Raw genomic sequence first — 24,924 nt, 5'->3', positions numbered from 1 at the left:
GTCATGAGCATCGATCAATTGCGCTGACGACGATCCTGCGGATCAGATCGAAGGTCGACGAATATCGCCGGTCCGAAGACTTCCGGGCGGGCAGTCCGATACCCACATCGATTGAGTGCGGCCGGCGCAGTCGGTCAACGCCGGCGCCCAGCAATGGAGTGACGAAGATGAGCGCGTCGGTCATTGATGTCCTCGCAACGGAACGGCGCCTCGGCACCCACAATTACGAACCGATCGGGGTCGTCCTCTCGCGTGGCGAAGGTGTCTGGGTCTGGGACAGCGAAGGCAAGCGTTATCTCGATTGCCTCTCCGCCTATTCCGCAGTCAGCCAGGGCCACGGCCACCCCAGGATCTTGGCGGCGATGGTGGAGCAGGCACAGCGGCTGACGCTCACCTCGCGCGCGTTCCACAACGACCAGCTCGCCCCCTTCTACGAAGAGATCGCGGCGCTCACCGGCTCCCACAAGGTGCTGCCGATGAACAGCGGCGCCGAGGCGGTCGAAAGCGCGATCAAGTCGGTCCGCAAATGGGGCTATGAGGTGAAGGGCGTGCCGGACGGCCAGGCCGAGATCATCGTCTGTGCCGACAACTTCCACGGACGTACGCTGGGCATCGTCGGCTTTTCGACCGACCCTGAGACCCGCAAGCACTTCGGGCCGTTCGCGCCGGGCTTCAAGATCATCCCGTTCGGCGACGCCGCTGCCCTCGCGGCGGCGATCACGCCCAACACCGTCGCCTTTCTGGTCGAGCCGATCCAGGGCGAGGCCGGTGTCATCATTCCCCCGGCCGGCTACTTTGCGAATGTGCGCCAGCTCTGCAGCACCAACAACGTGATGCTTGTGCTCGACGAGATCCAGACCGGGCTTGGCCGTACCGGCAAGCTGCTGGCCGAGCAGCACGAGGGAATCGAGGCGGACGTAACGCTGCTCGGCAAGGCGCTGTCCGGCGGCTTCTATCCCGTCTCGGCCGTGCTCTCGAACAACGAAGTGCTCGGCACGCTGAGGCCCGGGCAGCACGGCTCAACCTTCGGCGGCAACCCACTTGCCTGCGCGGTGGCGCGCGCCGCTATGCGCGTGCTGGTCGAGGAAGGCATGATCGAGAACGCGGCGACGCAGGGCGCACGCTTTCTGGAAGGCCTGAAAGACATCCGCGCCAACACGATCCGCGAGGTCCGCGGGCGCGGCTTGATGCTGGCGGTCGAGCTGCATCCCGAGGCCGGGCGCGCACGGCGCTACTGCGAGGCGCTCCAGGCCAAGGGCATCCTCGCCAAGGATACCCATGGGCATACGATCCGCATCGCGCCGCCGCTGGTGATCACCAGCGACCAGGTCGACTGGGCCCTGGAGCGGTTCGCCTCCACCCTGACGCAGGATTTCTCGTGAGGCTGCTTGCGTCGGAACACCGCAAGGCGGCGGCAATCAACAAACCAACGACTTCGCCACCTGCGCGTTTGCTTCCTATGGGCTGAAGCCACGCGGCCGCCTGCGCGCCATGACGAACCGCGTCAGCACATCGGCTCACGCATGCAGACTTCTTGGGCCATCTTCAGCAACCGCCGTGCGGCCGAATTCGCGATCAAGCAGCGCGGGGACACCGGCGGCCGGGACGGCATCACTGAACAGGTAGCCTTGTCCTTCTGTGCAGCCATTGGCCAACAGATAGGCCAGTTGGCCTGCGTCTTCGACGCCCTCGGCCGTGGTCGTCAAGCCAAATCCTTTTGCAAGGCCAAGGATAGCACGAACGATCACCCGGCTGTCGGTACTGTCGTCGAGATGCGACACGAAACTGCGGTCTATCTTGATCTTGTCGAGGCGAAACGAAAGCAGCTGGCTAAGCGTCGCATAACCTGTTCCGAAGTCATCGAGCGCGATGCGGACACCGGCTTGACGGAGTTCATCAATCACAGCCTTCGCAACCCCGGTTTTTTCCACGAACGCGCTCTCGGTAATTTCAATTTCCAGGCGGCGCGGACTGAGCCCGGTTTGCCCAAGGATCGATAAAATGCGCTGTCCAAGCGCGGGATCACGCAATTGAATGGGCGAGATATTGAAGGCAAGCATAAACGCCTCCGGCCACGCATTGGCATCGAAACAGGCGCGGCGAAAAAGCTGATCTCCAAGCGCGTTGATGAGGCCCGTTTCCTCTGCAATCGGAATGAACACGTCTGGTGGAATACGCCCCAACGTCCTGTTTTCCCAGCGCGCCAGGGCCTCGAACCCGATGATGCAATTACCTTTGAGCGAAACCAGCGGCTGGTAGTGCGGTTCGATAATATCCGCCGTGATGGCGCTGCGAAGCTCTCGCTCGATCTGGATGCGCCGCTCGACATGCATGTCCATCTCTGGTTCGAAAAAGCGAACACACGGCCTGCCACCGCCTTGTGCGCGATAAAGTGCACGATCTGCGCGCCGGACCAATTCGCGGAGATTGACCCCGTTAGTCGGAGCGATGGCGATGCCAATTCCAACGCCAAGCTCGGCTGCCCCGGTCTCGATCGCGAAAGTGTCGGCGGCGGACGCCACAATACGGCGCGCCAGATTGGTGGGAACGTCGAGGGAGCTGATGTCTGGCAGGACAATCCCGAATTCGTCCTCCCCGATCCTCGCCAGCACGCCATCCTTGCGCAAGATGTCGGCGACCCTGTTGGCAAATTCGCACAATGCCTTGTCCCCTCCTGCGTGGCCATGCGTGTCCTTGATCCTCTTGAAGCCATCAAGGCCAAGCATCAGAACGGCCACCCGGTGCGTGTCGCTGGCGCGGCTGAGGCACGCGTCGAGTTTTTCATCGAACAGGCGGCGGTTAGGCAGCCCGGTCAACGGATCGTGTCGCGCCAGATCGCGCGCCTCTCCTTCAGCAGTGGCTCGTGCTTTGGTTTCGCAGACGAGCTCCCGATAGCGGCGAACACTGAAGATTGTCAGCGCAAGGCACAGGAAGAACGCGACGAAAATGATGAAAACGATGTCGTCGGGTGCCGAATCCGCATAGCCCAGGCCTAGCTGAAACAGACGAGGACCAAGCTCATAGACATGCGCCAAGATCGAAGCGAGAACGACGCCGCCAAAGAGAGCCATGAAATCCCTTGCGGCGGAGCTACGCCAATCGAACCAAACGGCGTGCAGTACGCGCGATCGTGGCGTTGACTTCATCACAGTCGAACCTTTGCCGACGCCGGCTGTTCCAGTGATGTTCTTAAAGGTAGCATAGATCTCAGCTTAATACCACATGTTGTGCGCTCGTGCGCCGATCGTCGGAACTCGATTGACGCTTCGCAAAGCCGCGACGGTAAAGGCTTGGCCGGATTGCATGGTCGTTCCGGCAAAAGCGTTGCCGCCTCCATCGGCACGCCTCAACCAGGAGCCGTGCTATCGGTGATCGCTACCGGACTCCCGCGAAGGTTGTAAGTTCTGGAACTAACGGTCAAGGCGTGTTAACGTTGACGCTATAAATCTTCCTCGGCCGGCTGTGCGACTCCCGAACATCGTCCCGGTTTGACCGCGCTCTCGCGGCCGGCGAGCCACCGACAGTCCATCAAACGACTGCAGGTATCACCATGGGAGACGGTAGATGCATATGAGCACCGATCTTGCGGTATCCGAGCCGCCCAACGCGCTCCGGCTGGCCACACAGGCGTATACGAGCCTTCTCCTCATCGCCTTCGCCCTGATGCCTGCCCTGTTCATCGCCTACCTCTATTTCCAGCAGGATCCCACGCTAAAATTCGAAAATCATCTGTTCCACGAATTCGCGATTGCCGTCGCCACCCTCGAAGGGCTGTTCGTCACCTACGTGACATGGCGTTGCTACCGGTCTTCAGGCGAACCTCTGTTGCGTTGGATGACCCTGGGTTTTCTCGGCTTCGTGCTGATCTATGCGCCGCACGGCGCCTTCACCGGGATGGCACACCGAAATATATGGCTGTTTCTGCTCTATGGACCGGCGTCGCGTCTCGCGATGTCGATTCTGCTTTTCGTTGGGCTGCTCAGCTACAACCAGCCGTCGGACAAGGTCGAGAAGCGTTCGGATGCGCGCGCATGGCTGATTTGGATTGGCCTGTTCCTGACGATGGACATAGCCGTCGCTCTGATCGCCTACTCCCCCTTTGCCGGACACCCGGTGGTCCGCTTGTCCATGGAGGGCGGCGCACTGGTGTTCAACGCACTGAACGTCGCGGTCCTGCTCATGCGACGGATTCACTCGCCGCTCATGCTCATTTTCGGCATTTCGGTCGCGTGGTTTGCGCTATCGTCGCTCGCGTTCATTCTGGCGGCGCCGTGGAATCATATGTGGTGGCTCGCCCACGCGATCTTTGCTGGCGGCTTCTTCCTGCTCAGCTATGGCGTTGTCCAGGCTTTCCGAACGACGCAATCATTCTCGACTATCTATAGCCAGGAAGAAATGGCGGCCCGCCTGGCCGCGTCGATGGCAGACACTCAAAGAGCCCTACAGCAGGTGCAGCTGAGCAATCAAAGACTGGAACGCCTGGCTGCCACCGACCCGCTGACCGGTGCCGGAAATCGGCGCCACTTCATCGAACATATCGGCGCCGAGATCGCGCGGGCCAGGCGAAGCGGTGCTCCACTATCCCTGCTGTCGCTCGATCTCGACCATTTCAAGGATATCAATGACTCGCGTGGTCACAGCGTCGGCGATGAGGTCCTCCGCGTATTCGTGCGCAAGTGTCTGGAGGCGATCCGCCCCTACGACTCCGTCGCGCGCGTCGGCGGTGAAGAGTTCATGGTGTTGCTGCCGGGGGCGACCCTCGACGCGGCTTGCGTTGTCGCGGAGCGCCTTCGATCGGCCATTGAAGGCACTGCATTCGACGTCGGCGCCCAGCCGTCGGTCGGCGTCACCATCAGTGTTGGAGTGTCGGAGTTCGGGCGCGATGGAGACACGGTTGACGGAATCCTGAGCGTCGCCGATCAGCGGCTCTATCGCGCAAAACATGAAGGTCGCAATCGTGTGATCGTCGCGTAGGGGCCATCTATGCAGGGCGCACCATTCCGGTTTGAGCCGGCCAGCGACGGCATCTACATCGCACCGCCACCGGTGACCACCGGCGACCAGGTCGACTGGGCCCTGGAGCATTTCGCAACGACCTGACGCAGGATTTCGCGTGAAACTGCCTGCGTCGGAAGATCGCAGGGCGACGAGCAACAACGAACCAATCCGCCATCTGCGCGTTGAAAGTTGTGGGCGATTACGAGCTGGGAGCGACAATCATGCTTCCGCGTGGCGTGTGCCTTTCGGCGTTTTTGGTTGGTGCTTCGATGATCGCGGCGAGCGTCAACGCGGCCGCCCAAGACCACCATGGAAGGGGGGGACCACCGGCACCGGCTGCGCGTCCAGCCGCGCCACCTGCGATGGCTCGTCCGGCGGCGCCGCCGGCCATGGCCCGTCCCGCCGCGCCCGCGTTCCATCCACCGGCGATGGCGCCGCATCCGGCGCCGCACTTCGCCGCACCGCCACCGCGTCCGACCCCACACTTTGCTGCACCGCCGCCCCGTCCGGCCCCACACTTCGCTGCCCCGCCGCCGCGGGCTGCCCCGCACTTCGCGGCGCCGCGGCCCGAATTCCACCGGGCGCCGGCAGCGCCGCAACGTCCGGCCACGGCCTCGCGACCGATGCCGCATATCGCCGCCCCCTCACACCCGAACGCGGCACCCGCGGTGAGCGCACGGCCGTCGCGGCAGGAGCAGACGGAACAGCGCGCGCAACAGCATCAGCAGCAGACCGAGCAGCGACAGCAAGTCGCGCAGCAGCGGCAGCGCGAGATGCTCACACGCCAAAGCGCGGAACGGCAGAGCCGTATCGACCGGCTGCAACAGCGCGTGCAGCAATTGCAATCGCAAAAGCCGGAAGGCGCGCGGGCGCAACGTGCACAGGGGCGGATGCTGCAGAACCGCCTGCTCCAACGCGAGCAGAGCATGCAACAGCGCGATCAGGCGCGGTTGCAGCGGCTGGGCCCTGAGCCGGCCACAGTCGGGCGAGCCGCCGCTTCCGCGGCCGGGCAGGCGGCTGAGCGCGGGCGATTTGCCGAGCACCTCGGTCAGCAGGCGAATGCACAGACCCAGGCTGCGCTCACCACCCGCGAGAACGGCTGGGCTCCCCGGCAAGCCTGGCGACACCGCCATCCCGCGGTGTTCGTGGCGTGGCTCGGGCCCGTGTTCTGGCCTTACGCCTATTCCGACATTTTCGATTACACATTCTGGTCCTATGCTTACGAGCCTGACTACTGGGCGTACGCGTATGACGACTTCGTCGATACCGTGTTCTGGGGTGGCGACAGCCCCTATTCCGCCTATGCCAGCACCAACTCTTATGACTATCCGCAATCCGGCGGCAGTCGCCGCGCGCATGCGCGCGCCAGCGTGAACCCGCAAACGCTACAGCAGATGTGTGGCACCCCGGACAAGGGCGTCACCGCCTGGCCGCTTGGCGATATCGAGAGGGCTGTGCAGCCGACGCCGGAGCAACGCGCGCTGCTCGACGAATTGAAGGCGGCGGCGGCCAAGGCTGCCGACGTATTCAAAAACTCCTGTTCAGAGACCTATGCGTTGACGCCGCCTGGCCGGTTGCGGGCCATGATGAACCGCATCAGCGCGACGCTGGAAGCGGTCAAGATCGTGCGACCGGCACTGGAGAATTTCTACAACTCGCTCAGCGACGAGCAGCAGGCGCGCTTCAACGCGCTCGGCCCCAATGTCGGCGACGGCGCGCAGCAGCAGCAAGCCAACGCCGAGAACTGTGGCGATCCGAAATCCGGCCTGACCCAATTGCCGATCCAAAGGATCGAGGCTGTGCTCCATCCCGCCGGAAAGCAGAAGGACGCGCTCGATCGCCTCAGTGAAGCGACAGCCAAGGGCGTTGAGGCCCTGCAGGCGGCCTGCCCGAACGATAGACCGCTGACGCCGGTCGGGCGGCTCGAAGCGATGCAGCACCGGCTCGAGGCCATGCTGACGGCCGCCAACCTGGTCGAGCCCGCGCTGGACGAGTTCTATGCCACGCTGAGCAGCGAACAGAAGGCGCGCTTCAACACGCTGCAGCAGGTTGCAGGCCCGTGAGGGCAGCGGCGCATTGTTTCGCGGCTCATGCCGAATCTCACGCGGCGGAGTTCGTTTCCCCTCGAGCGTCATTCGCGTTTGCGATCGCTTGAGGCCGTTCTATCTCATTCGAACCAGAGGCGTTGCATTGTTGGAAGTGAGCAGACAACTCAAGCTCAGCCAGATGATCCCAATATTCTGCTTCTGCGAGCAGCTTCCATTTGTTCATGCTGTTGTACGCGGCCTGTTGGCGGCACAGTGAGCCCATTGCACGCAACCGTTTCACTCTTTCCACTGCGAACCTCCCTTTGCGCTTGCTCGTTAACAGGCGCATTTGTGTTCTCGCAGTTTCGCAGGTCGGATCGACGACTGATAGTCCGATGTTTGCCGGTGATCGATGATAGCGCAATCGTCTGACCTTTTCAGAGAATGGCCGGCCCGAAACGGCCTTGGATGGACGCTGCACCGGACCGGGCCGACAAGCCGATCACAACAATGGCCCCGACGATTGCACGTCGGGGCCATTCAAGATCAACAGGCCCGGGTACATCCGCCGCGCCTGCTGATCGTTGATGCCAAGGCGCGCGCGCCGGGCGCGCGTGCCGTGATTACCGCATCCGATCCGGCACAGAGTGTGGCGAGGTGCGGCATCGGGACGACGATATTCCGCCCGAAAGCTGATGGCTGTCCACCTCATCATTGGTGGTACTCCAACCAGTTCGGTGCACCGCACGAGCTAACCGCTTCGGCGCCGTATACGAGATAGCCTCCCGTCCGCCGAGACATGACAATCCTCGCGTCCGGCCGCCGGCAAGCCGAAGGGTCGCTTCAACTCGCCGCAACTGGGTCGCAGGCCCGCGAGGGCAGCGCGCGGAATTTAGACCACGGTCTTGTGACGTTCGATACAGGTGCGCAGCACCTCATCCATCGGCTTTCCCCACCAGTCATTCGAAAAGATTTCGATCTCCGAATAGCCGGCAAAGCCCTGCGCCTCCACGGCGGCGCGCGCGGATTTGATGTCGATGACGCCGTCGCCCATCATGCCGCGGTCGTTGAGGATGTCCTTGGTCGGCACCAGCCAGTCGCAGACATGGAACGCGAGCAAGCGGTCCTTGCCGACGCGGGCGATCTGGCCCATCAGCTCCGGATCCCACCAGATATGATAGACGTCGAGCGCGACGCCGAGCATACCGGTGCGATCGGGGTCGAGCCGGTCGCAGATGTCGAGCGCCTGCTTCGTGGTGTTCACGCAAGCGCGGTCGGCGGCGTAAGCCGGATGCAGCGGCTCGATCGCCAGCGGAAGATTTGCCTGCTTGGCATAGTCGAGCAGCTCGGCGAGAGCTTCCTCGACCTGCCCACGTGCGGCCACAATATCCTTCGACGCCTCGCTGCCCGGGCGTGAATATTGCGGCAGGCCGCCGACCACGACCACAATGCAGGGCGCGCCCAGCGCCTTGGCTTCATCGACGCAGCGCCTGTTGTCGTCGCGCACTTCCGTGCGGCGCGAGGCGTCCGAGGTGAGCATGCCGCCGCGGCAATAGCCCGAAAGATCGAGGCCCGCATCGCGCACCGCGCGCGCGGCACGCTCCAGACCGACGGCGGCAACCTGGTCGCGCCAGGGATCGATGGCGCGGATGCCGTGACGTGCGCAGGCATCGATGATCTCGACGAGATCGCCCTGCTTGCGCACTGTCGCCGTATTCAGTGAAAGCCAGCGATGGTCGGACGAAAAATCGCGCATCAGGATTCGACACCATGGCTGGCGAGCACCGTCTTCATCCGCTGCGTCGCGAGGTCAGGATTGGCGAGCAGGCCGGCCTTGTCGGCCAGCCGGAACAGCTCCGCCAGATGCAGCGTGGAGCGCGTGCTCTCCTGGCCGCCGACCATGGTGAAGTGATCCTGGTGACCGTTGAGATACGCCATGAAGACGATGCCGGTCTTGTAGAAGCGCGTCGGCGCCTTGAAGATGTGACGCGACAGCGGCACCGTCGGCCCCAGCACGTCGTGGAAACCTGGCTCGTCGCCGGCCGCCAGCCGCGACATTGCGTAGGACGCCGCCGGCGCGATCGCATCGAAGATGCCGAGCAGCGCGTGCGAAAAGCCTTCGCCGTCGCCGGCGATCAGCTCCGCATAATTGAAGTCGTCGCCCGTATACATCTTGATGCGCTTGTCGAGGCGACGGCGCATGTCGATCTCGCGCTGCTTGTCGAGCAGCGAGACTTTTACGCCATCGACCTTGGCCGCATTGCCATTGATGATGGCCACAGCCGTGTCCATCGCCTTGTCGAGATCCTTGGTGCCCCAATAACCGGTCAGCGCGGGATCGAACATATCGCCAAGCCAGTGGATGATCACGGGTTCGCGAACCTGCGACAGCACACGGTCATAGACCCTTGCGTAGTCGTCAGCGTTGCGGCCGAGCTTTGCCAGCGCACGCGACGCCATCAGGATGATGCGGCCGCCGACCTTCTCGACTGCCGAAATCTGCTCCTCATAGGCGCGGATCACATCGTCGAGGCTCCTGGCGTCCTCGACTGCGAGATGATCCGTACCGGCACCGGAGAACACCAGCGCGTTGCGGCGTTTCGCGGCGCTGACCGAACGCGTGATCAGCTCCAGCGAGGTCGGCCAGTCCAGTCCCATGCCGCGCTGCGCGGTATCCATGGCTTCGGCAACGCCGAGGCCGAGGTCCCAGATATGCTCGCGGAAGGCAATGGTCTTGTCCCAGTCGACGGCGACCGACAGCCAGGGATCGTTGTCGGCGAAGGGATCGGCCACCGTATGCACGGCCGAGAAAGCGATGCGGTTCAGCGGGCCCTCGAGCTTTGCGGGAAAAGTGCGCGAGGCAGCTAACCGGTAGGTCTCGATCGAGCGGTCGGGTTTCGGCAGCTTGAGCGACAATGACGATATCGGCTGGACGGGCTTATTCATGGTTTCGAACCTCTCCCCGTCATTGGGAGCGAAGCGAAGCAATCCAGCGATTGCCTCTGCGGAAAGACCCTGAATTGCTTCGCTTCGCTCGCAATGACGAAATTACTGGCATCGGAATATCAGGCCTTGATCGGCGCGACGTCGATCCAGCGCCGCTCCTTCCAGCTCTTCAGCGCGCATTCGGCGAGTTGCACGCCCTTGGCGCCTTCGAGCAGCGTGAACTTGTAGGGCGCATCCTCGTAGACGTGGCGGATGAACATTTCCCACTGCTCTTTGAAGCCGTTGTCGTAGATGACGTTATCAGGCAGCTTCTGCCAGTCGCCGTAGAAATCGTGCAGCCGCTTCTCGTCGGGATTCCAGACCGGCCTCGGGGTCGCCTGCCGCGCCTGGATCATGCAATCGGTCAAGCCCGCGACGGCCGAGCCGTGAGTGCCGTCAACCTGGAAGGTGACGAGGTCGTCGCGATAGACGCGCGTGACCCAGGACATGTTGATGTGAGCGATGACACCGCCCTCGAGCTGGAACGTCGCGTAGGCGGAATCATCTGCGGTCGCCTTGTACGCCTTGGCCTGCTCGTCGAAGCGCTCGGGAATGTCGGTGTTGCCGATGCAGACCACGCTCTGGACGTTGCCGAAGAGATTGTCGAGCACGTAGCGCCAGTGGCAGACCATGTCCAGAATGATGCCGCCACCGTCCTCGCTGCGGTAGTTCCAGGACGGCCGCTGCGCCTCCTGCCAGCCCCCTTCGAACACCCAATAGCCGAACTCGCCCCGCACCGAGAGAATGCGGCCGAAGAAGCCGCTGTCGCGCAGGAAGGCGATCTTCTTCAGACCAGGCAGGAACAGCTTGTCCTGCACGGTGCCGTGCCTGACGCCCTTGGCATTGGCGAGCTTGACGACTTCCAGAGCTTCCTCGAAGTTCGTCGCGATCGGCTTCTCGCAATAGACGTGCTTGCCGGCATTGATGGCCTGGGTCAGCAGGCCGGGCCGCGCCTGGGTGGTCGCGGCGTCGAAGAACATGGTGTCGTTCTTGTCGGCAAGCGCCGCGTCGAGGTCCGTGGTCCAGCGCGTGATGTTGTAGCGCCTGGCGAGCGCCTCGACCTTCTCCGCGCTGCGGCCGACCAGGATCGGATCGGGCATAATGCGATCGCCGTTCTTCAGGCGGACGCCGCCCTGGTCGCGGATCGCAACGATCGAGCGGACCAGATGCTGGTTGAGCCCCATGCGGCCGGTGACGCCGTTCATGATGAGGCCGAGGCGTTGGGTGGTCATGCCGGATACTCCTGAAGTGATCTTGGCCGTTCGAGCGGGCGGAGCGCCGACCAGTCCGGATGGACCGAGGTCGCAAAGCCCACGCAGTGAAGCGACCCCGTCAGGAGATCGCCGTTGTGAATGCTGAGGCGGATGCCCTGCCCGGCATCGGCGTAGAGATCGGGATGCGCGGCTGCGAAGGCCGCAGCTTCGGCGGCCGGCGCCTCGCCGAAGCCGTCGACATAGTGATGACCATTGCGCTCGGCATGGGTGATGCCGATAAAGGTGCCGAGCGCGAGATCTTGCTGCACGGCAACGCCGGCCTGGCAGGTCAGGTCCTCGCCGGTGACGAAGAATTTCTCTCCGCTCGCGCTCCATTTCGCTGCACGCGTCGCGTTGACGATGGACTTGTAGAGCCCCTTGCAGGATTTCGAGGAGATGCCGCGATAGCCAAGCGCGCGCGCCGCGGGAAAGGCATCGTAGGAATCGTCGGCCTCGTCGATGATGAATCGGCGCGCGGCGAGCGAGCCGAGCGGCGCTTGCCTGGTGGTGTCTCGCGGCATCGGTTGCTCGACATAGAGCAATCGCGACGCGATCGACCGCAATGCGGGTTCGCGATCGAGCTGGTCGATCAGCGCCTTCAGTGCGGCAAGGTCCGCATATTGCTCATTGGCATCGAGCGACACCTTGCAGTGGCGACCAAGCCTATCGAGCTCTTTGCCGATCCGCGCCAGCCGCGCCGCATCGCCGGCGGGATCGCCCGACAGCTTCAGCTTGAAGTAATTCGCGCCGGCGTTCACGTCTGCGTCGGCGACGCCGCCCTCGCCTTCGATGGCATCATCGAGACCGACGGTATGCCTGATCGCAACGCGCGGCAGCGGCTTGCGGCCGAAGAGAAATGTCGTGAGATCCGCGTCCTTCAGGTCGGGCGAGAGCCGCACATCGATGCCGGCGATATTGCCGGCCATTCCGTCGAAGAAATTGGTCTCCGCAGCCCGAAGCAGCGCATCAAGGATCGCCTTGTCGATTTCCGCAGGACCAAAGGCCGCCGCGAGGGGCGGGATGTTGTTCTTGGCACAGGCCGCGACCTGCGCGCCAATGCATTCGGCGTGCAGATCGAACGCCGTCAGGAATCCCGTCTGCGCCAGGTAAAGCCCACGCGCGATCTCCAGCGATCGGCGCAAGCCGTCGACGGTCTGCGCCGGCGACAGTTCCGGCCGCTTGTCGAACCATTTCGGCACCAGCAGTTCTGCGCTGGCGCCGGCCGAGGCTCCTCTGCCGTCGACCTCGATCTCGACCAGCACGAACAACTGCGGCGTCGCGTTGATCGTGATCGCGCCGAAGCGGAACGGCCGCGCGAACTGCACGGCACGTTCGAAGAAGGTGATGTCACGCAGCTTCAGGCGCGGGGACATGGTGTTACAGCAACGCGAGGTAATTTCGACAAGATCGGTGTAGCCGCGGGCGACTTGCCTCTCCTGCTCGCAGGAGAGGTCGGCGCGCAGCGCCGGGTGAGGGTACTCTCCTCTTGGGATTATCCCGTTGCAGAGGCAGCCTCTCCCCAGCCCTCCCCCGTAGGCGGGGGAGGGAGCGCACCTTTCGCGCGGTTAAGATCGGAAGTCTCACCAGGCCTAATCCAATGCACCTTGCGAGAAGAAGTGCTTGCGGATGCGTTGCACGAGTTCCGTAAACACAGGGTCGGCCATTACGTCGAGCGAGCGCGGACGCGGCAGCGGCACGTCGTAGATCGCGGCGATTGCACCGGGCCGCTCGGTCATGACAAGCACACGGTCGGCGAGGAACACGGCTTCGGGAATCGAATGCGTGATCAAGAGCACGGTCTTCCCGGTCTCGCGCTGGATCCGCATCAGCTCGACATTCATGCGCTCGCGCGTCAGTGCGTCGAGCGCGCCGAACGGCTCGTCCATCAGCATGATCCTGGGATCGTGCACCAGCGCACGGCAGATCGAGGCCCGCTGCTGCATGCCGCCGGAAAGCTGCCAGGGCAGCTTCCTCTCGAACCCTTCCAGCCCGACCATCTTCAACAGCGCCTTGGCGCGCGGCAGATATTCGTCGCGGGCGAGGCGCTTCATGTCGATCGGCAGCATCACGTTGGACAGGATGTTGCGCCAGGGCAGCAGCAGCGCGTTCTGGAAGACGATACCGACATTGCCGTGCGGCTTCGTTACGGTCTCGCCCTCGACCAGCACCTCGCCTGATGTCGGCGGCAGCAGTCCGGAGATCAGCTTGAGCAGCGTGGACTTGCCGCAGCCTGATGGACCGACCACGACGAAGAACTCGCCGTCATTGATGTGGAAGTCGAGCGGCCGCAGCGACGGCACGTCGCCGTCGCGCGTCCGGTAGGTTTTCGACACGCCGGACAGTGTTATGCCCGACGCATCGCCGGCCCGATCGCTCACCAGTCTCAGATGCGCGGCGGGCTGCACGTCGTCACGCGATACAGTCGCAGTTTTCACGTGCCACTCTTCGGCAGGAAATCGTTGGTGTAGAAGGCCTTCGGGTTCTCCTTGGCCTTGGCGTCGAGCCCGCCATATTCGACCATCAGGTTGACCGAGTCCGTCATGTTCTGGTCGGTGACCTGGAACGGCCGCTTGTCCTTGGTCTCAGGCGTCCGGTACAGCGGAATGGTCAGCTCAAAGCCTTGGGTCAGCGTGTCGATCTTGCCGCCCTTGGGGTTGGCATCGAGGATCGACTGCGCGGCCGCCTTCGGCTCCTTCTCGGCAGCTTCGACCGCCTTTGTCGTCGCCGACATGAAACGGCGGACGAGATCGGCATGGGCCTTCACGTAGTCGGTGTTGGCGATGATGCCCGAGGAGACCATGTTGATGCCGTAGTCGGCGAACTTGATCGGATAGACGTCCTTGCCGGTGGCGTCTTTGATCTTCATCGACTGGTCCATGACGTAGCCGAGCAAGAGATCGGCCTGGCCGTTGATCACGGCGTTGAGCTTGGTCTGGCCGTCGCCGGCAACGGTCTTGAAATCGCTTTCCTTGAGGCCGGTCTTCTTCAGGAACAGCGGCCAGATCTGCGTCATGGAATCGGCCGGCGTGATCGCGACCGTCTTGCCCTTGATGTCTTCGGGCTTTCGGATGTTCTTGTCGACGAATCCCATGACGGACATCGGCGAGGTCTGGAGCAGCACGCCGGTCGCAATCACCGGCGCGCCCTTGATCGCGGCACGCATCATGGTGGGAACGTCGACATAGCCGAAATCGGCGGTCTTGGCGGCGACGGCCTGCGTGGTCGCGGCCGAGCCACGGCCCTCCTGGATCTCGAGGTCGATGCCTTCGGCGGCATAAATGCCCTTGGCCTTGCCGTAATAGAACGGCGCGTGCTCGCCATAGACGTACCAGTTGAGCATCAGCACGACCTTGTCGGCCGCCTGGGCCGGCGAAACTGCAAACGCCATCAGCGCCACGGATGCAGCCCCAATCCACCGCTTCATCGTCACTCTCCCTGTCGTTGTTTCGGCCATTGGTGGCCGTTCTCCTTACGATGCGAAAATCACGTCCTCGCGCTGGCTGACATGCCAGGGAATCACCAGCTTCTCGACGCTGTCGACGACCCAGAACAGGATGACGCCGAGCAGCGCGAGGATGACGAGCGCTGCGAACATCGTCGGCAGGTCGAACGTGCCGATCGAGCGCTGCATCACATAGCCGATGCCGGAATTGGAGCCGACGAACTCGCCGACCACGGCGCCGACCACGGCGAGCGTCACCGAGACCTTGAGCCCGGAGAAGATCGCCGGGAGCGCATGCGGCAGGTTCACCGCGCAAAACACCTGGAAGCGGCTGCCCTGCATGGCGCGGGCGAGATCGACCATGTCAGGATCGACCGACTTGAAACCCTGCACGGCGGAGACCACGACGGGAAAGAAGCCGAGCAGAAAGGCCGAGATGACCTTCGGCAGGATGCCAAAGCCGAACCAGACCACGAACAGCGGCGCGATCGCGATCTTCGGCACGGACTGGGAGAACACCAGCAGCGGATAGATATAGCTCTCCACCGTCTTCGAGCCCGCGATCAGCATCGCCACGGGAATGCCGAACAGCGCGGAAAGCGCGAAGCCCCAGATGGTCGCGTAAGTCGTCGGCCAGGACTGGCGCAGCAATTCCGGCCAATCATCGCGCAGCACGGCGAGGACATCGGCCGGCGCCGGGATCTGATAGGCGGGGATCTTGAACAGCCGGATCGAGAGATCCCAGGCGATGACGATGAACACCAGGAACAACAACGGCCGTACCCAGGCCGCATTCAGCATCTTGGACACTGCACCTTGGGGCTTCAGCTCGGCCACGCCTCTCTCCCGGAAGTCTTCTTTGTTCGGGGGAGAAATTAACCCGTTGGATAAATACTGTCCAGAGCTTTCCCTGTGACGTTTTGTGCCGGTTCCCGGGAGGGGCGGTAAGTGGCGAGACAGACGTCTCCCGGAACTGAATTGGCGCGGGTCGGCCCTCGGCCGGTGCTGACTCGCAGTGAGGGAGGAAAAGCGGGCCGGGAAACTACGCCGTCTGCACCACCGCGGCGCGCGACTTCGATGCCTTGGCGATCTCGAACAGCGCGGCCGACTGCCCGGTCAGCGCAGCCAGCACGAGGCCGACCATGTGCGCGAGACGTTCGTCCTTGGCGTCCTTGGCGAGCAGGTCACGGCCGAAGATCACGCTTAAGGTCGCCGAGTTCGAGAGATAGAAGAAGCAGAGACCCGCGATCGAGATGTAGAGCTGCACCGGATCGACCGCGACCTGGAAATCGCCGCTGTCGACGCCGCGCCTCACCACGGTGCGGATCATCTCGACGAACGGGGAGTGCATCGACTTGACCCTGGTCGAGCGCTTCAGGTGCTTTGCGCGCGCGAGGTTCTCGGTCTGCAGCAGCGACAGGAATTCGGGATTGCGCAGGAAGTAATTCCAGGTGAATTCGATCAGCCGCTTGATTGCCTCGGGCGGATCGAGATGTTCGAGGTCGAGTCCCCGCTCCTCGCTGCGGATCTTGTCATAGGCGCCTTCCAGCACCGCGAGGTAGAGGTCGTCCTTGTTGCCGACATGGTAGTACAGCATCCGCTTGTTGGCGCCGGCATTCGCCGCAATGCGGTCGACGCGGGCACCGGCGAGCCCGTGCGCGGAAAACTCCTGCTTGGCAGCCTCGAGAATGCGCAGCCGCATCCCCTCGGGGTCGCGCTGCCATTTCTGAGTTCGCTTTGCCGTTGCTTTCGCCAAAACCCGGTGCTCGCTTTGTGGTTTCGCTAGGGCATGTACCACGCCCCCGCCGTCATTGCGAGAAGCCCTTGCGACGAAGCGATCCAGAGTCTTTCCGGGAGCCAGCCTGGATTGCTTCGCTGCGCTCGCAATGAGGAGCGGAGAGCGGCGTCCTACTCCACCGGTTTCGGCGAGCGCTCCAGCAGCACGGTCTGGATGCCGCAGGTGCCATTGCGCACGGTCATGATCCGCGTGCCCGGCTTGCGGCCGTTGCGCACATCGCTGAGGTCGAGACCGGCTTCGAGGAGGCGCGCGCGCGTGGCGTCGATGTCGGCGACGCGCCAGCTCAAGCCCCAGAGACGATCGTGCCCGACATCCCCGCCCGCGACCGGGCGGCGCACCACCTCGACGATGAGATCGCCGCAGCGGAAGAACATCAGCTGGCCCCAGTCATGGTGGGAGCGGTCGAGCGCCAGATCGAGCCCGAGCCGCGCGCCGTAGAGCGCGGCGGCACGATCGGAATCCTCTGTGGTGATCACGACGTGATCGAGCCCCTGGATCGGCGCGACGTCCGAAGCGAGCGACTTCGGACGCTCCTCGGCCAACTCAAGGAAGAACATGCGCACGCCGCGCGTCAGCTCGGTTGCGGCCCGCGTGCGCTGCCAGTGCAGGGCCGCACCTGATACATCGTCGCGGCTCTCGACTGCGGCGACGGCATCCGGCTTCAGCGCCACCCGGTCCAGCCGGCGGTGCGTCTTGTTGATATCGGCGACGCGAAAGCACAGGCTGGCGAGCAGGCCTTCCTGGTCGGCGAGCAACGCGCGCATGCGGTCAGCGGTTGCGGTAAAGCCGCTCGGCGCCATCAATTCGAGGGTCGTGTTCTCGAGGGTGAACAGGACGCGATCGGCGCCCTCGCCGGAGTTCTGCCAGGCGGGCGCGCGCCCCAGCAGCGTCTGATAGGCCGCGTTGGCCGCACCGATATCCTTGACCAGAGCAACGATGTGATCGAGGCCGGTGATCATGTTTTTCCCTTTTTGATCGACTTGGAACCATGGATCGAAAAGCGGCATTTGTCCGGGCTTGGCATGGACCCGCCATGGTCGTATTCCCGCCATAGGCCGGCCTCAAGCGCTGCGGGGCGGTTTTGCGAATAATTTCAGCGTCAGAGAAGCGGAACCGGTGTTAGAGTAAGCTGGTCGGCCGGACCATCACGCGCATCACGGACAAGCAATGCAGGCTCTCTTTATCGGACAGACCTATATCGACGTCGTCTTCATCACCGACCACATGCCGACCGGCGACGAAAAGCACGTGGCGACCGACTACGCGGTCTCTTTCGGCGGCAACGCTGTTACGGCGGCGTTCTGCTGCGCCAAGCTCGGCATCGTGCCCGACCTGATCGCCACCGCGGCGAATGACTGGCTGGGGCGCATGTTCCAGGACATGTGCGCGAAATACGCGATCTCGCTGCACGGGCGGAAGGTCAACCAGTCGTCGCTATCCTTCATCATGCCCAAGGATGGCAAGCGGGCCATCGTGCGCTGCCGCGACGACGAGCACATCCATCCCTTCCCGATGCTCAATCTCGGCGGCTGCCGCGCATTGCATGTCGACGGCCACCAGCCGGATGCGGCGATCCACTACGCAAAAGTCTGCCGTGAGGCCGGTATCCTGACGTCGCTCGACGGCGGCGGCCTGCGCACCAACACGCATGAGCTCCTGGAATTCATCGACGTCGCCATCGTCGCCGAGCGTCTCTGCGAGCAGATGGACCTGACCCCGGAGAAGATGCTCGACTACCTCAAGGGCCGCGGCTGCAAGATCGGCGGCGTCACCATGGGTGAGAAGGGCCTGCTCTGGTACGACGAGACAGGGACGGTCCAGGTGATGCCGGCGATGCCGATTCCGCGGGAGCGCGTGATCGATACCAACGGCGCCGGCGACGTCTTCCACGGCGCGTACGTCTATTCCTATCTCGCCCATCCGGGCAAAAGCTGGCGCGAGCATTTCGACTTTGCCCGGGCAGCTTCGACGTTCAAGATCCAGCGCCTCGGCAACGAGGCCGGCCTGCCGACCCTTGTCGACATCGCCAAAGTCAGGCACGAGTTCGAAGTCAGGGTCTAGGGATTTCATAAGGGCGGATCATGGGGCGTGTCTTCGTCGCCGGCAGCATCAACATGGATGTGGTGGCGACCGCCGATCGCCATCCGAAGGTGGGCGAGACCGTCGCCGGCCGGCAAGTGCTGTATTTTCCGGGCGGCAAGGGCGCGAACCAGGCGGTCGCATCGGCGCGTCTCGGCGTGAAGACCACGCTGATCGGGCGGCTGGGCAAGGATGCGTTCGGGGCGGAACTGCGGGCGTTCCTGGGCGACCAGGGCATCGATCTCGGCGGTGTGCGCGAGGCGGACACGCACAGCGGCACGGCCATCATCACGGTTGCGTCCTCCGACAACACCATCGTCGTCATTCCCGGCAGCAATGCCCTGGTCAGTGTGGATGACGTCGCGGATGCGCCGCTGGCAAAGGGTGATGTCGCGGTCAGCCAGTTCGAGATTCCGCTGCCGACGATTGCCGCGTTCTTCCAGCGGGCGCGTGCCGCCGGGGCCACGACGCTGCTCAATCCGGCACCGGCGCAAAAGATGTCCGGCGAGCTGCTCGCGCTGGTCGACATCCTCGTGCTGAACGAGACCGAGCTTGGCTTTCTCGCAGGTCGCGAACTCACCGACGAGGACGAAGCCGCAAGGATCGTCGACGTCGCCCGACAGCTTCAGGCGCGCGCGGACCAGACCATCTGCGTCACGCTGGGAAAACGCGGCGTGCTCGCGCTCGCCGGAAGCGAGGGATTTGCCGTGCCCGGGCGCGCCGTGAAGGCGGTCGACACCACAGGCGCCGGCGATTGTTTCGTCGGGGCGCTCGCCTCACAGCTGGCCGAGGGTGCCGCCTTGCGCGCCGCCCTCGCGTTCGCCAATGCCGCCGCCTCGATCAGTGTGCAGCGCATGGGCGCCGGGCCGTCGATGCCGACGGCCGCGGAAGTTAAGGCCGTTCTATAAGACAGAGCGGGCTAGTCTCCGCGAGTCTAACCGTCACCGTCGCCGTGGAGAGTCCCCCTCACCCCGCCCCTCTCCCCGCAAGCTGGGCGAGGCAGAAGAGACTCAGGCCAGCGCGCTCTTCAGGTCGAAGCTTTCGTCCGCGGCCTGCTCCGGCGTGATGGAGCGATCCATCGCCTGCAAGCGGCGGCCGAACATGTGATCGCCGGCGCGGTTGATCGATTCGATGCCGAGCAGTCTGTCGCCATGATAGCAGAACACGGAAAACGCCTTCTTCGCGGAATCGCCGCGCAGGACGACACGGTCGTAGCCGGTGGTGAGGCCTGATATCTGGAGCTTGTCGTCGCCCTGATCGCTCCAGAACCAGGGATGCCCGTCATAGGGTTTCTTGTCGCCGGTCAGCCGCGCGGCGAGGCAGCGGGCGTGATCGGTGGCGTTCTGCACCGATTCCAGCCGCAATGATCCGCCGAAGCGCGGGCTGGCAAACAGGGCGCAATCGCCGATCGCGGAGATGCCGGGATCAGCCGTCGCAAGATGTTCGTCGACGATGATGCCGGCCGCGACCGGCAGCCCGGCCTCGGCCGCCAGCTCGATGTTCGGCAGCACGCCGACGCCGACTACGACGAGGTCGGCAGGCAGATGCCGTCCATCGCTCAAGGAGACGCCGGTCACTTTGCCGTTCTCGGCTTCGATCGAGGTTGCCTGCACACCCAGATGAATGCGGATGCCGGCCTCGCGGTGCCGCGCCTGGAAATAGTCGGACACTTCCGCCGTCACCGCGCGCGCCATCACGCGCGGCGCCAATTCGAGCACGTCGACCTCGAGGCCTTTGATCCGCGCGGTCGCTGCGAATTCGAGGCCGATGAAGCCGGCGCCGATCACCACGACCCGCGTCTTCGATGGGATGATGCTGCGCAACGCCTCGCTCTCATCGAGGATGCGCAGATATTTCACGTCGGGCAGATTGGCGTTGGGCAGATCGAGCAGCCGGTTCCGCGCTCCGGTCGCCAAGATCAGGTGACCGTAGGACAGCGTTTCGCCCGAGGCGAGCAGCACTTTTCGCGCTGCGCGATCGATCGAGACGGCGCGGCCGGCGATCAGGTCAATCTTCTGGTCGTGATAGAATTTCTCGGGGCGGAACATCAGGCTATCAGGCCCGGCCGAGCCCTTGATGTAGGCCTTCGACAACGGCGGCCGCTGGTAGGGCAGATGCGCCTCGTCGTTGACCATGCGGATGGGCTCCGAAAAGCCCGCCTGCCGCAGGGATGCCGCGACCTGGTAGCCACCATGGCCGGCACCGACAATGACCACCGGACCATCAGTCATCGGACAGGCCTTTTCTGCAAGACACGAGCGTACCCATGTCGTCTCCTCTCTCATACTGGCTTGGCTAGCCCAGGAGGAGCCGGCGCTCGTGTCCGTCCAACGAAGGCGCCCCATTTGAGCCTATGATTCCGCTCCGCGCAAGGGTGGCACGCGGGGATTGTCACCCCTCGCCTTCTGAGATTTAGTTGCAAAACGAACCTCATGCCGGGGATATTCACATGCCAGCTCCCGTCTCAAAGCCCGACGATCCCGCGCTGCTGCGGATCGACGGCCCGATCGCGACCATCACGCTCAACCGTCCCGCCGCGTTCAACTCGGTCAATCTTGCAATTGCGCAGAAGCTCGAACAGCTCGCGGCTTATATCGAGGGCGATGATGCTGTCCGCGTCATGGTGCTCGAAGGCGAAGGCCGCGCCTTTTCGGCCGGCGGCGATCTGCAGACGATCGGCGCAGCGGCCGAGGCCAACAATGTGACGGCTGTCGTCGGCGAGTTGCTCAAGCATTATCATTCGTTCATCGAGATCATCAAGCGTATGCCCAAGATCTCGCTGTCGAGCGTGCACGGCTCGGCCGCCGGCGCCGGCATGGGCCTCGCCTTCGTCACCGATCTCTGCATTGCCGCCGATGACGCCAAGTTCACGCCGGCTTACGCCAAGATCGGCGTATCGCCCGATGGCGGCTCGACGGTCGGGATCGTCGGCACGGTCGGTTCGCGCCGCGCGCTACAGATCTTCCTCGCCGAGGACAATTTTACAGCGCAGCAGGCCTATGAATGGGGCCTCGTCGCCCAGACCGTTCCCGCGACCGAGTTGAAGGAGGCCACGCGAAAACTCGCCGAACGGCTGGCACAGAACCCGCCCGCGGCCATATCCGGCACCAAGTCGCTGGTCTATGCGGCAGCGACGACGCCAGTCAGGCAGCAGCTCGATGCCGAGGAGCACAAGATCATCATGGCGATGAACACGGAAGAGTTCCGCGTCGCCGTGAAGAAGTTCACGAGCAAGAGCAAGTGACGTCTATTGCGGACAGATGTAGCCGGTCCCCGCCGGCGACTTGAAGCAGCCGACCGATTCGGGGAGAACCTTCTGCGGCAGCCACAGCACCACGCTCGGGAAGTAGATCACGAACGCGATGGTGGCGAAGAACACGACATAGATCGGCAGCGCCGCGCGGAGCGCCTTGGCAAAGCTGATGCCGACGAATTTCGACGCCATCAACAGCACCAGGCCGTAAGGCGGCGTGATCAGGCCGAAGGCGAGCGTGGCGATCAGCACAACGCCCATGTGCACGCCATTGATGTCGCCCGCTTCCGTCAGCGTGTTGACCAGCGGCATGAAGATGATGATGGTCGGCACCGGCTCGATGAAATCGCCGACCACGGTGAACAGCAGCACCATCAGCAGCATGATCAGATGCGGATCGTGCCCTGCGATCGAGGTGATCATGTCTGCGATGTAGCTGGCGCCGCGCAAATAGGCGAGCATCCAGCCGAAGGCGTTGGCGGCACCGATCGTGATCAGCGGCAGCGAGAAAATCAGCCCGGCGAGGCAGAAATCGTAGGGGATCTTCCTGAAATGCCCGCGGTTGAGCGCGGGGATCACGACCAGGATGATCCAGACCACCGCGACGACGCCGGCTTCGGTCGGCGTGAACCAGCCGGTCAGGATGCCCCCCAGCAGGATGACGGGGATCATCAGCGGCAGCGCCGCATCGCCCGCGGCGAACACCACCTGCCGCAGCGGCGCACGCGGCTTGCGCAGGCCCGAGGGGCCGAAGAAATAGCAATAGATCATCAATCCGAAGCCGATCATCAGGCCCGGCACGACGCCGGCCATGAACAGGCCGGCGATCGAGACGTTGCCGACGGCGCCGTAGACGACAGCGGTGATGCTCGGCGGCACCAGCGCGGCGATGGTCGAGGCCGACGCGATGATCGCGGCAATGAACGCCGGCTCGTAGCCCTCGCGCTTCATCGGCCCGCCGAGCGCGCGGCTCATCACGGCGACATCGGCCGTGGTCGAGCCCGACATCTCCGAGAAAAACATACTGAAGACGACCACGACCTGCGACAGCCCGCCCCTGATATGGCCGACCAGCGACACCGAGAGATTGGCTATTCGCACCACCACATTGGCCGAGCTCATGAGCTCGCCGACCAGCAGGAAGAACGGGATCGCCAGCAGCGCCTCGGAATCGACGCCATCGAATATCTTCTGGATGATCGCGGCGAGCGAAACGTCGGACAGGAACGCACCGACGAACACGCCGGCCATCAGCGAGAACGGCACGGGCACGCCGAGATAGCCGAATGACAGGAAGCAGATCGACATGATCGCGAGGACAACAGGTGCGCTCACGGCTGCGTCCTCGCCTGCGCCTCGGTCACGTCCGGCGGCGCATCCTGGTCCGGCGGCTCGGGATGGTCGAAGCCGTTGCGCAGACCGTTGACGAGCTGCTCGATGGTGAAGAGGCCGACCAGGATGCCGGACAGCGGAATGATGGCGTAGAGCGAGGCGATCGGCGTGCCCGACGGCAGGCGGAAACTGCCGAAGCCGCGAAGATAGTTCTGGTAGCCGTACCAGACGAGGCAGACCGCGACGCCGAGCACGATGAGGCGGATGATGATTTCGACAATGATCCGGGGCGTGCCGTGCATCGCCTCGGAGATCGCGGTGAGATAGAGATGATCGTTGCGCCGGGTCGCAGCCGCCATGCCGACGAAGATCGCATAGATGAACAGCGTCGAGGTGACCTCCTGCAGCCACAGCCAGGGATGACCGATGGTGCGGGTGACGATGTCGGCCGTGACCGAGAGCGAGAAGCCGAAGCACAGCACGCCGCAGAGGATCATCAGCGCGAGCTCGAGCCAGTCGAGCCAGCGCCATTTGAGATGACGTTGGCGTTGCAGGACGAGCTTGTCGGCGATGGGCATTGTTGTCGTCCCGGTTGGGGTTGGCTGCACCTCTCCCGCTTGGGGAGAGGTCGGATCGCATCGAAGATGCGATCCGGGCGAGGGCTTTCTCCTCGCTGGAAATCCCTCTGCGGAGAAACCCTCTCCCCTACCCTCTCCCGCAAGCGGGACAGGGAGCGCACCGTCTTTCGGAATCGCTCTAGTTAATCGACCGGATCAGATCCTTGATCTTCTCGGCGTGCGGGCCGAGGTCCTTGGCGAGCTTGTCGAGATAGGGATCGGCGATCGCCGCAAAGCTCTTCTTGTCGACGTTGTCGACGATCTTGACGCCCATCTTCTTCAGCTTCTCCGCCGCGGCGCGCTCGAGATCGAATGCCTTCCCGGGCTCCTTGGTGCTGATCTCGTTCGCGGCCGCGAGCACCCAGCCCTTCTGCTCGGCCGAGAGGCTCTGCCAGAGCTTGTCGGAGACGAACACCAGTGCGTTGTTGGCCTCGTGCTCGGTGATATTAAGCACCGGCGCGACCTCGTAGTGCTTGTTGACGAGGTAGACGTTGATGCTGTTCTCGGCGACATCGACCACGCCGGTCTGCAAGCTCGTATAGACGCTGCCGAACGGCATGTGCACGGTCTGGGCGCCATAGGCCGGGAACATGGTGTCTTCGGTGGCGGTTGCCTGTACGCGGACCTTCAGACCCTTGATGTCTGCGACATTGTGAATCTCCTTCTTGGAGTACATGTGGCGGACGCCCTGGGAGCCCGTGCCGATGAGATGCAGGCCCTGCGTGGTCTCCTCGATCATGGCCCTGAGCGCTTCGAACACTTTTGGATCGGCGAGGCCCTTGATCACATGGTTCTCGTCGCGGAACAGATAATGCAGCGACATGACGCCCGCCTGCGGCGAGATCGTCGCGGTGTTCGCCGAGGAGACGATGGAGAATTCGACGTCGCCGGACTTGACGAGCTGGAGCACCTGCGGCTCCTGCCCGAGCTGCGCGCCGGGATACTGGTCGATGATCATGGTGCCTTTGCTCAATTCCTTGAGCTTGTCGGCAAAGAGGTCGCCGGCGATGGAATAGCCGGTGTTGCGGGGCTGGTCATAGGCGAAGCGATAATGCTTCACCTCCTGCGCCCCCGCGCCCGTGACGAACAGCATGGCGGCGCCTGCCACCAATGCACGCATGGATCGTGCAATCATCGTCT

The 24,924-nt window shown here is 63.6% G+C and carries 22 protein-coding genes; 6 read left to right on the top strand and 16 right to left on the bottom strand.

Features of this window, described 5'->3' with window-relative positions; translation table 11 throughout:
- Window position 1: 1 nt before the first annotated feature.
- The gene (locus ACVW16_RS28985) at window positions 2–184 is read right to left on the bottom strand and encodes a hypothetical protein (protein ID WP_456702429.1); all 183 of its coding nucleotides are present in this window, start codon (window positions 182–184) and stop codon (window positions 2–4) included.
- Between ACVW16_RS28985 and rocD the strand changes: the two genes are divergently transcribed.
- Window positions 168–1,382, top strand: coding sequence for an ornithine--oxo-acid transaminase (gene rocD / locus ACVW16_RS28980; RefSeq protein ID WP_456738056.1), 1,215 nt, complete (start codon window positions 168–170; stop codon window positions 1,380–1,382). The two genes, ACVW16_RS28985 and rocD, sit on opposite strands and share 17 nt — an antisense overlap.
- Before the next feature lie 135 nt (window positions 1,383–1,517).
- Here rocD and ACVW16_RS28975 read toward each other — a convergent pair whose 3' ends face one another.
- A complete protein-coding gene (locus ACVW16_RS28975) occupies window positions 1,518–3,071 on the bottom strand; it encodes a putative bifunctional diguanylate cyclase/phosphodiesterase (protein WP_456702427.1) in 1,554 nt (517 codons plus the stop codon).
- Between the two features lie 493 nt (window positions 3,072–3,564).
- Here ACVW16_RS28975 and ACVW16_RS28970 point away from each other — a divergent pair, with 493 nt between their 5' ends.
- Both ACVW16_RS28970 and ACVW16_RS28965 read left to right on the top strand, forming a co-directional pair.
- Window positions 3,565–4,974 carry a GGDEF domain-containing protein gene (locus tag ACVW16_RS28970; protein ID WP_456702426.1) on the top strand — a complete coding sequence of 470 codons (1,410 nt, stop codon included), beginning with the start codon at window positions 3,565–3,567 and terminating at the stop codon, window positions 4,972–4,974.
- Window positions 4,975–5,621: 647 nt separating this feature from the next.
- Window positions 5,622–7,061, top strand: coding sequence for a Spy/CpxP family protein refolding chaperone (locus ACVW16_RS28965; RefSeq protein WP_456738055.1), 1,440 nt, complete (start codon window positions 5,622–5,624; stop codon window positions 7,059–7,061).
- A 37-nt stretch (window positions 7,062–7,098) separates the two neighbouring features.
- Here ACVW16_RS28965 and ACVW16_RS28960 read toward each other — a convergent pair whose 3' ends face one another.
- The 10 genes from ACVW16_RS28960 to ACVW16_RS28915 form a co-directional block, all read right to left on the bottom strand.
- Complete coding sequence (locus ACVW16_RS28960) at window positions 7,099–7,335, bottom strand: hypothetical protein (protein ID WP_456702424.1); 237 nt, start codon at window positions 7,333–7,335, stop codon at window positions 7,099–7,101.
- Window positions 7,336–7,917: 582 nt separating this feature from the next.
- On the bottom strand, window positions 7,918–8,781 hold the full coding sequence (locus tag ACVW16_RS28955; RefSeq protein ID WP_456702423.1) for a sugar phosphate isomerase/epimerase family protein: 864 nt from the start codon (window positions 8,779–8,781) through the stop codon (window positions 7,918–7,920).
- A complete protein-coding gene (locus tag ACVW16_RS28950; RefSeq protein WP_456738054.1) occupies window positions 8,781–9,971 on the bottom strand; it encodes a dihydrodipicolinate synthase family protein in 1,191 nt (396 codons plus the stop codon). The genes ACVW16_RS28955 and ACVW16_RS28950 overlap by 1 nt, the downstream gene beginning before the upstream one ends.
- A 119-nt stretch (window positions 9,972–10,090) precedes the next feature.
- On the bottom strand, window positions 10,091–11,242 hold the full coding sequence (locus tag ACVW16_RS28945) for a Gfo/Idh/MocA family protein (RefSeq protein WP_456738053.1): 1,152 nt from the start codon (window positions 11,240–11,242) through the stop codon (window positions 10,091–10,093).
- Window positions 11,239–12,636: a hypothetical protein gene (locus ACVW16_RS28940; protein ID WP_456738052.1), complete on the bottom strand. Its 1,398-nt coding sequence runs from the start codon at window positions 12,634–12,636 to the stop codon at window positions 11,239–11,241. The genes ACVW16_RS28945 and ACVW16_RS28940 overlap by 4 nt, the downstream gene beginning before the upstream one ends.
- Window positions 12,637–12,852: 216 nt before the next feature.
- Window positions 12,853–13,698, bottom strand: coding sequence for an ABC transporter ATP-binding protein (locus tag ACVW16_RS28935; RefSeq protein WP_456738051.1), 846 nt, complete (start codon window positions 13,696–13,698; stop codon window positions 12,853–12,855).
- Complete coding sequence (locus ACVW16_RS28930) at window positions 13,695–14,687, bottom strand: ABC transporter substrate-binding protein (RefSeq protein WP_456738050.1); 993 nt, start codon at window positions 14,685–14,687, stop codon at window positions 13,695–13,697. The genes ACVW16_RS28935 and ACVW16_RS28930 overlap by 4 nt, the downstream gene beginning before the upstream one ends.
- Window positions 14,688–14,732: 45 nt before the next feature.
- Entirely contained in the window at window positions 14,733–15,542 is an 810-nt protein-coding gene (locus tag ACVW16_RS28925) for an ABC transporter permease (protein ID WP_456702417.1), read from the bottom strand.
- 205 nt (window positions 15,543–15,747) lie between these two features.
- Window positions 15,748–16,407 carry a TetR/AcrR family transcriptional regulator gene (locus tag ACVW16_RS28920; RefSeq protein ID WP_456705214.1) on the bottom strand — a complete coding sequence of 220 codons (660 nt, stop codon included), beginning with the start codon at window positions 16,405–16,407 and terminating at the stop codon, window positions 15,748–15,750.
- A gap of 206 nt (window positions 16,408–16,613) precedes the next feature.
- Window positions 16,614–17,462 carry a VOC family protein gene (locus tag ACVW16_RS28915; protein ID WP_456738049.1) on the bottom strand — a complete coding sequence of 283 codons (849 nt, stop codon included), beginning with the start codon at window positions 17,460–17,462 and terminating at the stop codon, window positions 16,614–16,616.
- Between the two features lie 208 nt (window positions 17,463–17,670).
- Between ACVW16_RS28915 and ACVW16_RS28910 the strand changes: the two genes are divergently transcribed.
- Both ACVW16_RS28910 and rbsK read left to right on the top strand, forming a co-directional pair.
- Window positions 17,671–18,564: a sugar kinase gene (locus ACVW16_RS28910; protein ID WP_092227688.1), complete on the top strand. Its 894-nt coding sequence runs from the start codon at window positions 17,671–17,673 to the stop codon at window positions 18,562–18,564.
- Window positions 18,565–18,584: 20 nt separating this feature from the next.
- Window positions 18,585–19,490 (top strand): ribokinase, encoded by a 906-nt coding sequence (rbsK, locus tag ACVW16_RS28905; RefSeq protein WP_456702415.1) that lies wholly within the window; start codon window positions 18,585–18,587, stop codon window positions 19,488–19,490.
- Between the two features lie 102 nt (window positions 19,491–19,592).
- On the opposite strand, the gene ACVW16_RS28900 is transcribed toward rbsK, so the two are convergent.
- The gene (locus tag ACVW16_RS28900; protein ID WP_456738048.1) at window positions 19,593–20,813 is read right to left on the bottom strand and encodes an NAD(P)/FAD-dependent oxidoreductase; all 1,221 of its coding nucleotides are present in this window, start codon (window positions 20,811–20,813) and stop codon (window positions 19,593–19,595) included.
- A gap of 218 nt (window positions 20,814–21,031) precedes the next feature.
- On the opposite strand from ACVW16_RS28900, the gene ACVW16_RS28895 reads away from it, so the two are divergent.
- Window positions 21,032–21,826, top strand: coding sequence for an enoyl-CoA hydratase/isomerase family protein (locus tag ACVW16_RS28895; protein WP_456738047.1), 795 nt, complete (start codon window positions 21,032–21,034; stop codon window positions 21,824–21,826).
- A 3-nt stretch (window positions 21,827–21,829) separates the two neighbouring features.
- On the opposite strand, the gene ACVW16_RS28890 is transcribed toward ACVW16_RS28895, so the two are convergent.
- The 3 genes from ACVW16_RS28890 to ACVW16_RS28880 form a co-directional block, all read right to left on the bottom strand.
- Complete coding sequence (locus tag ACVW16_RS28890) at window positions 21,830–23,170, bottom strand: TRAP transporter large permease (protein ID WP_456702412.1); 1,341 nt, start codon at window positions 23,168–23,170, stop codon at window positions 21,830–21,832.
- Window positions 23,167–23,745, bottom strand: a complete 579-nt coding sequence (locus tag ACVW16_RS28885) for a TRAP transporter small permease (RefSeq protein ID WP_456738046.1) — start codon at window positions 23,743–23,745, stop codon at window positions 23,167–23,169. The genes ACVW16_RS28890 and ACVW16_RS28885 overlap by 4 nt, the downstream gene beginning before the upstream one ends.
- A gap of 178 nt (window positions 23,746–23,923) precedes the next feature.
- A complete protein-coding gene (locus ACVW16_RS28880; protein ID WP_456702410.1) occupies window positions 23,924–24,919 on the bottom strand; it encodes a TRAP transporter substrate-binding protein in 996 nt (331 codons plus the stop codon).
- Window positions 24,920–24,924 lie beyond the last annotated feature (5 nt).

The sequence above is a fragment of the Bradyrhizobium sp. USDA 4474 genome (genome assembly GCF_054057515.1).
The sequence above is the reverse complement of the archived record's forward strand: the minus strand, read 5'-3'. Positions and strand labels throughout refer to the sequence as shown.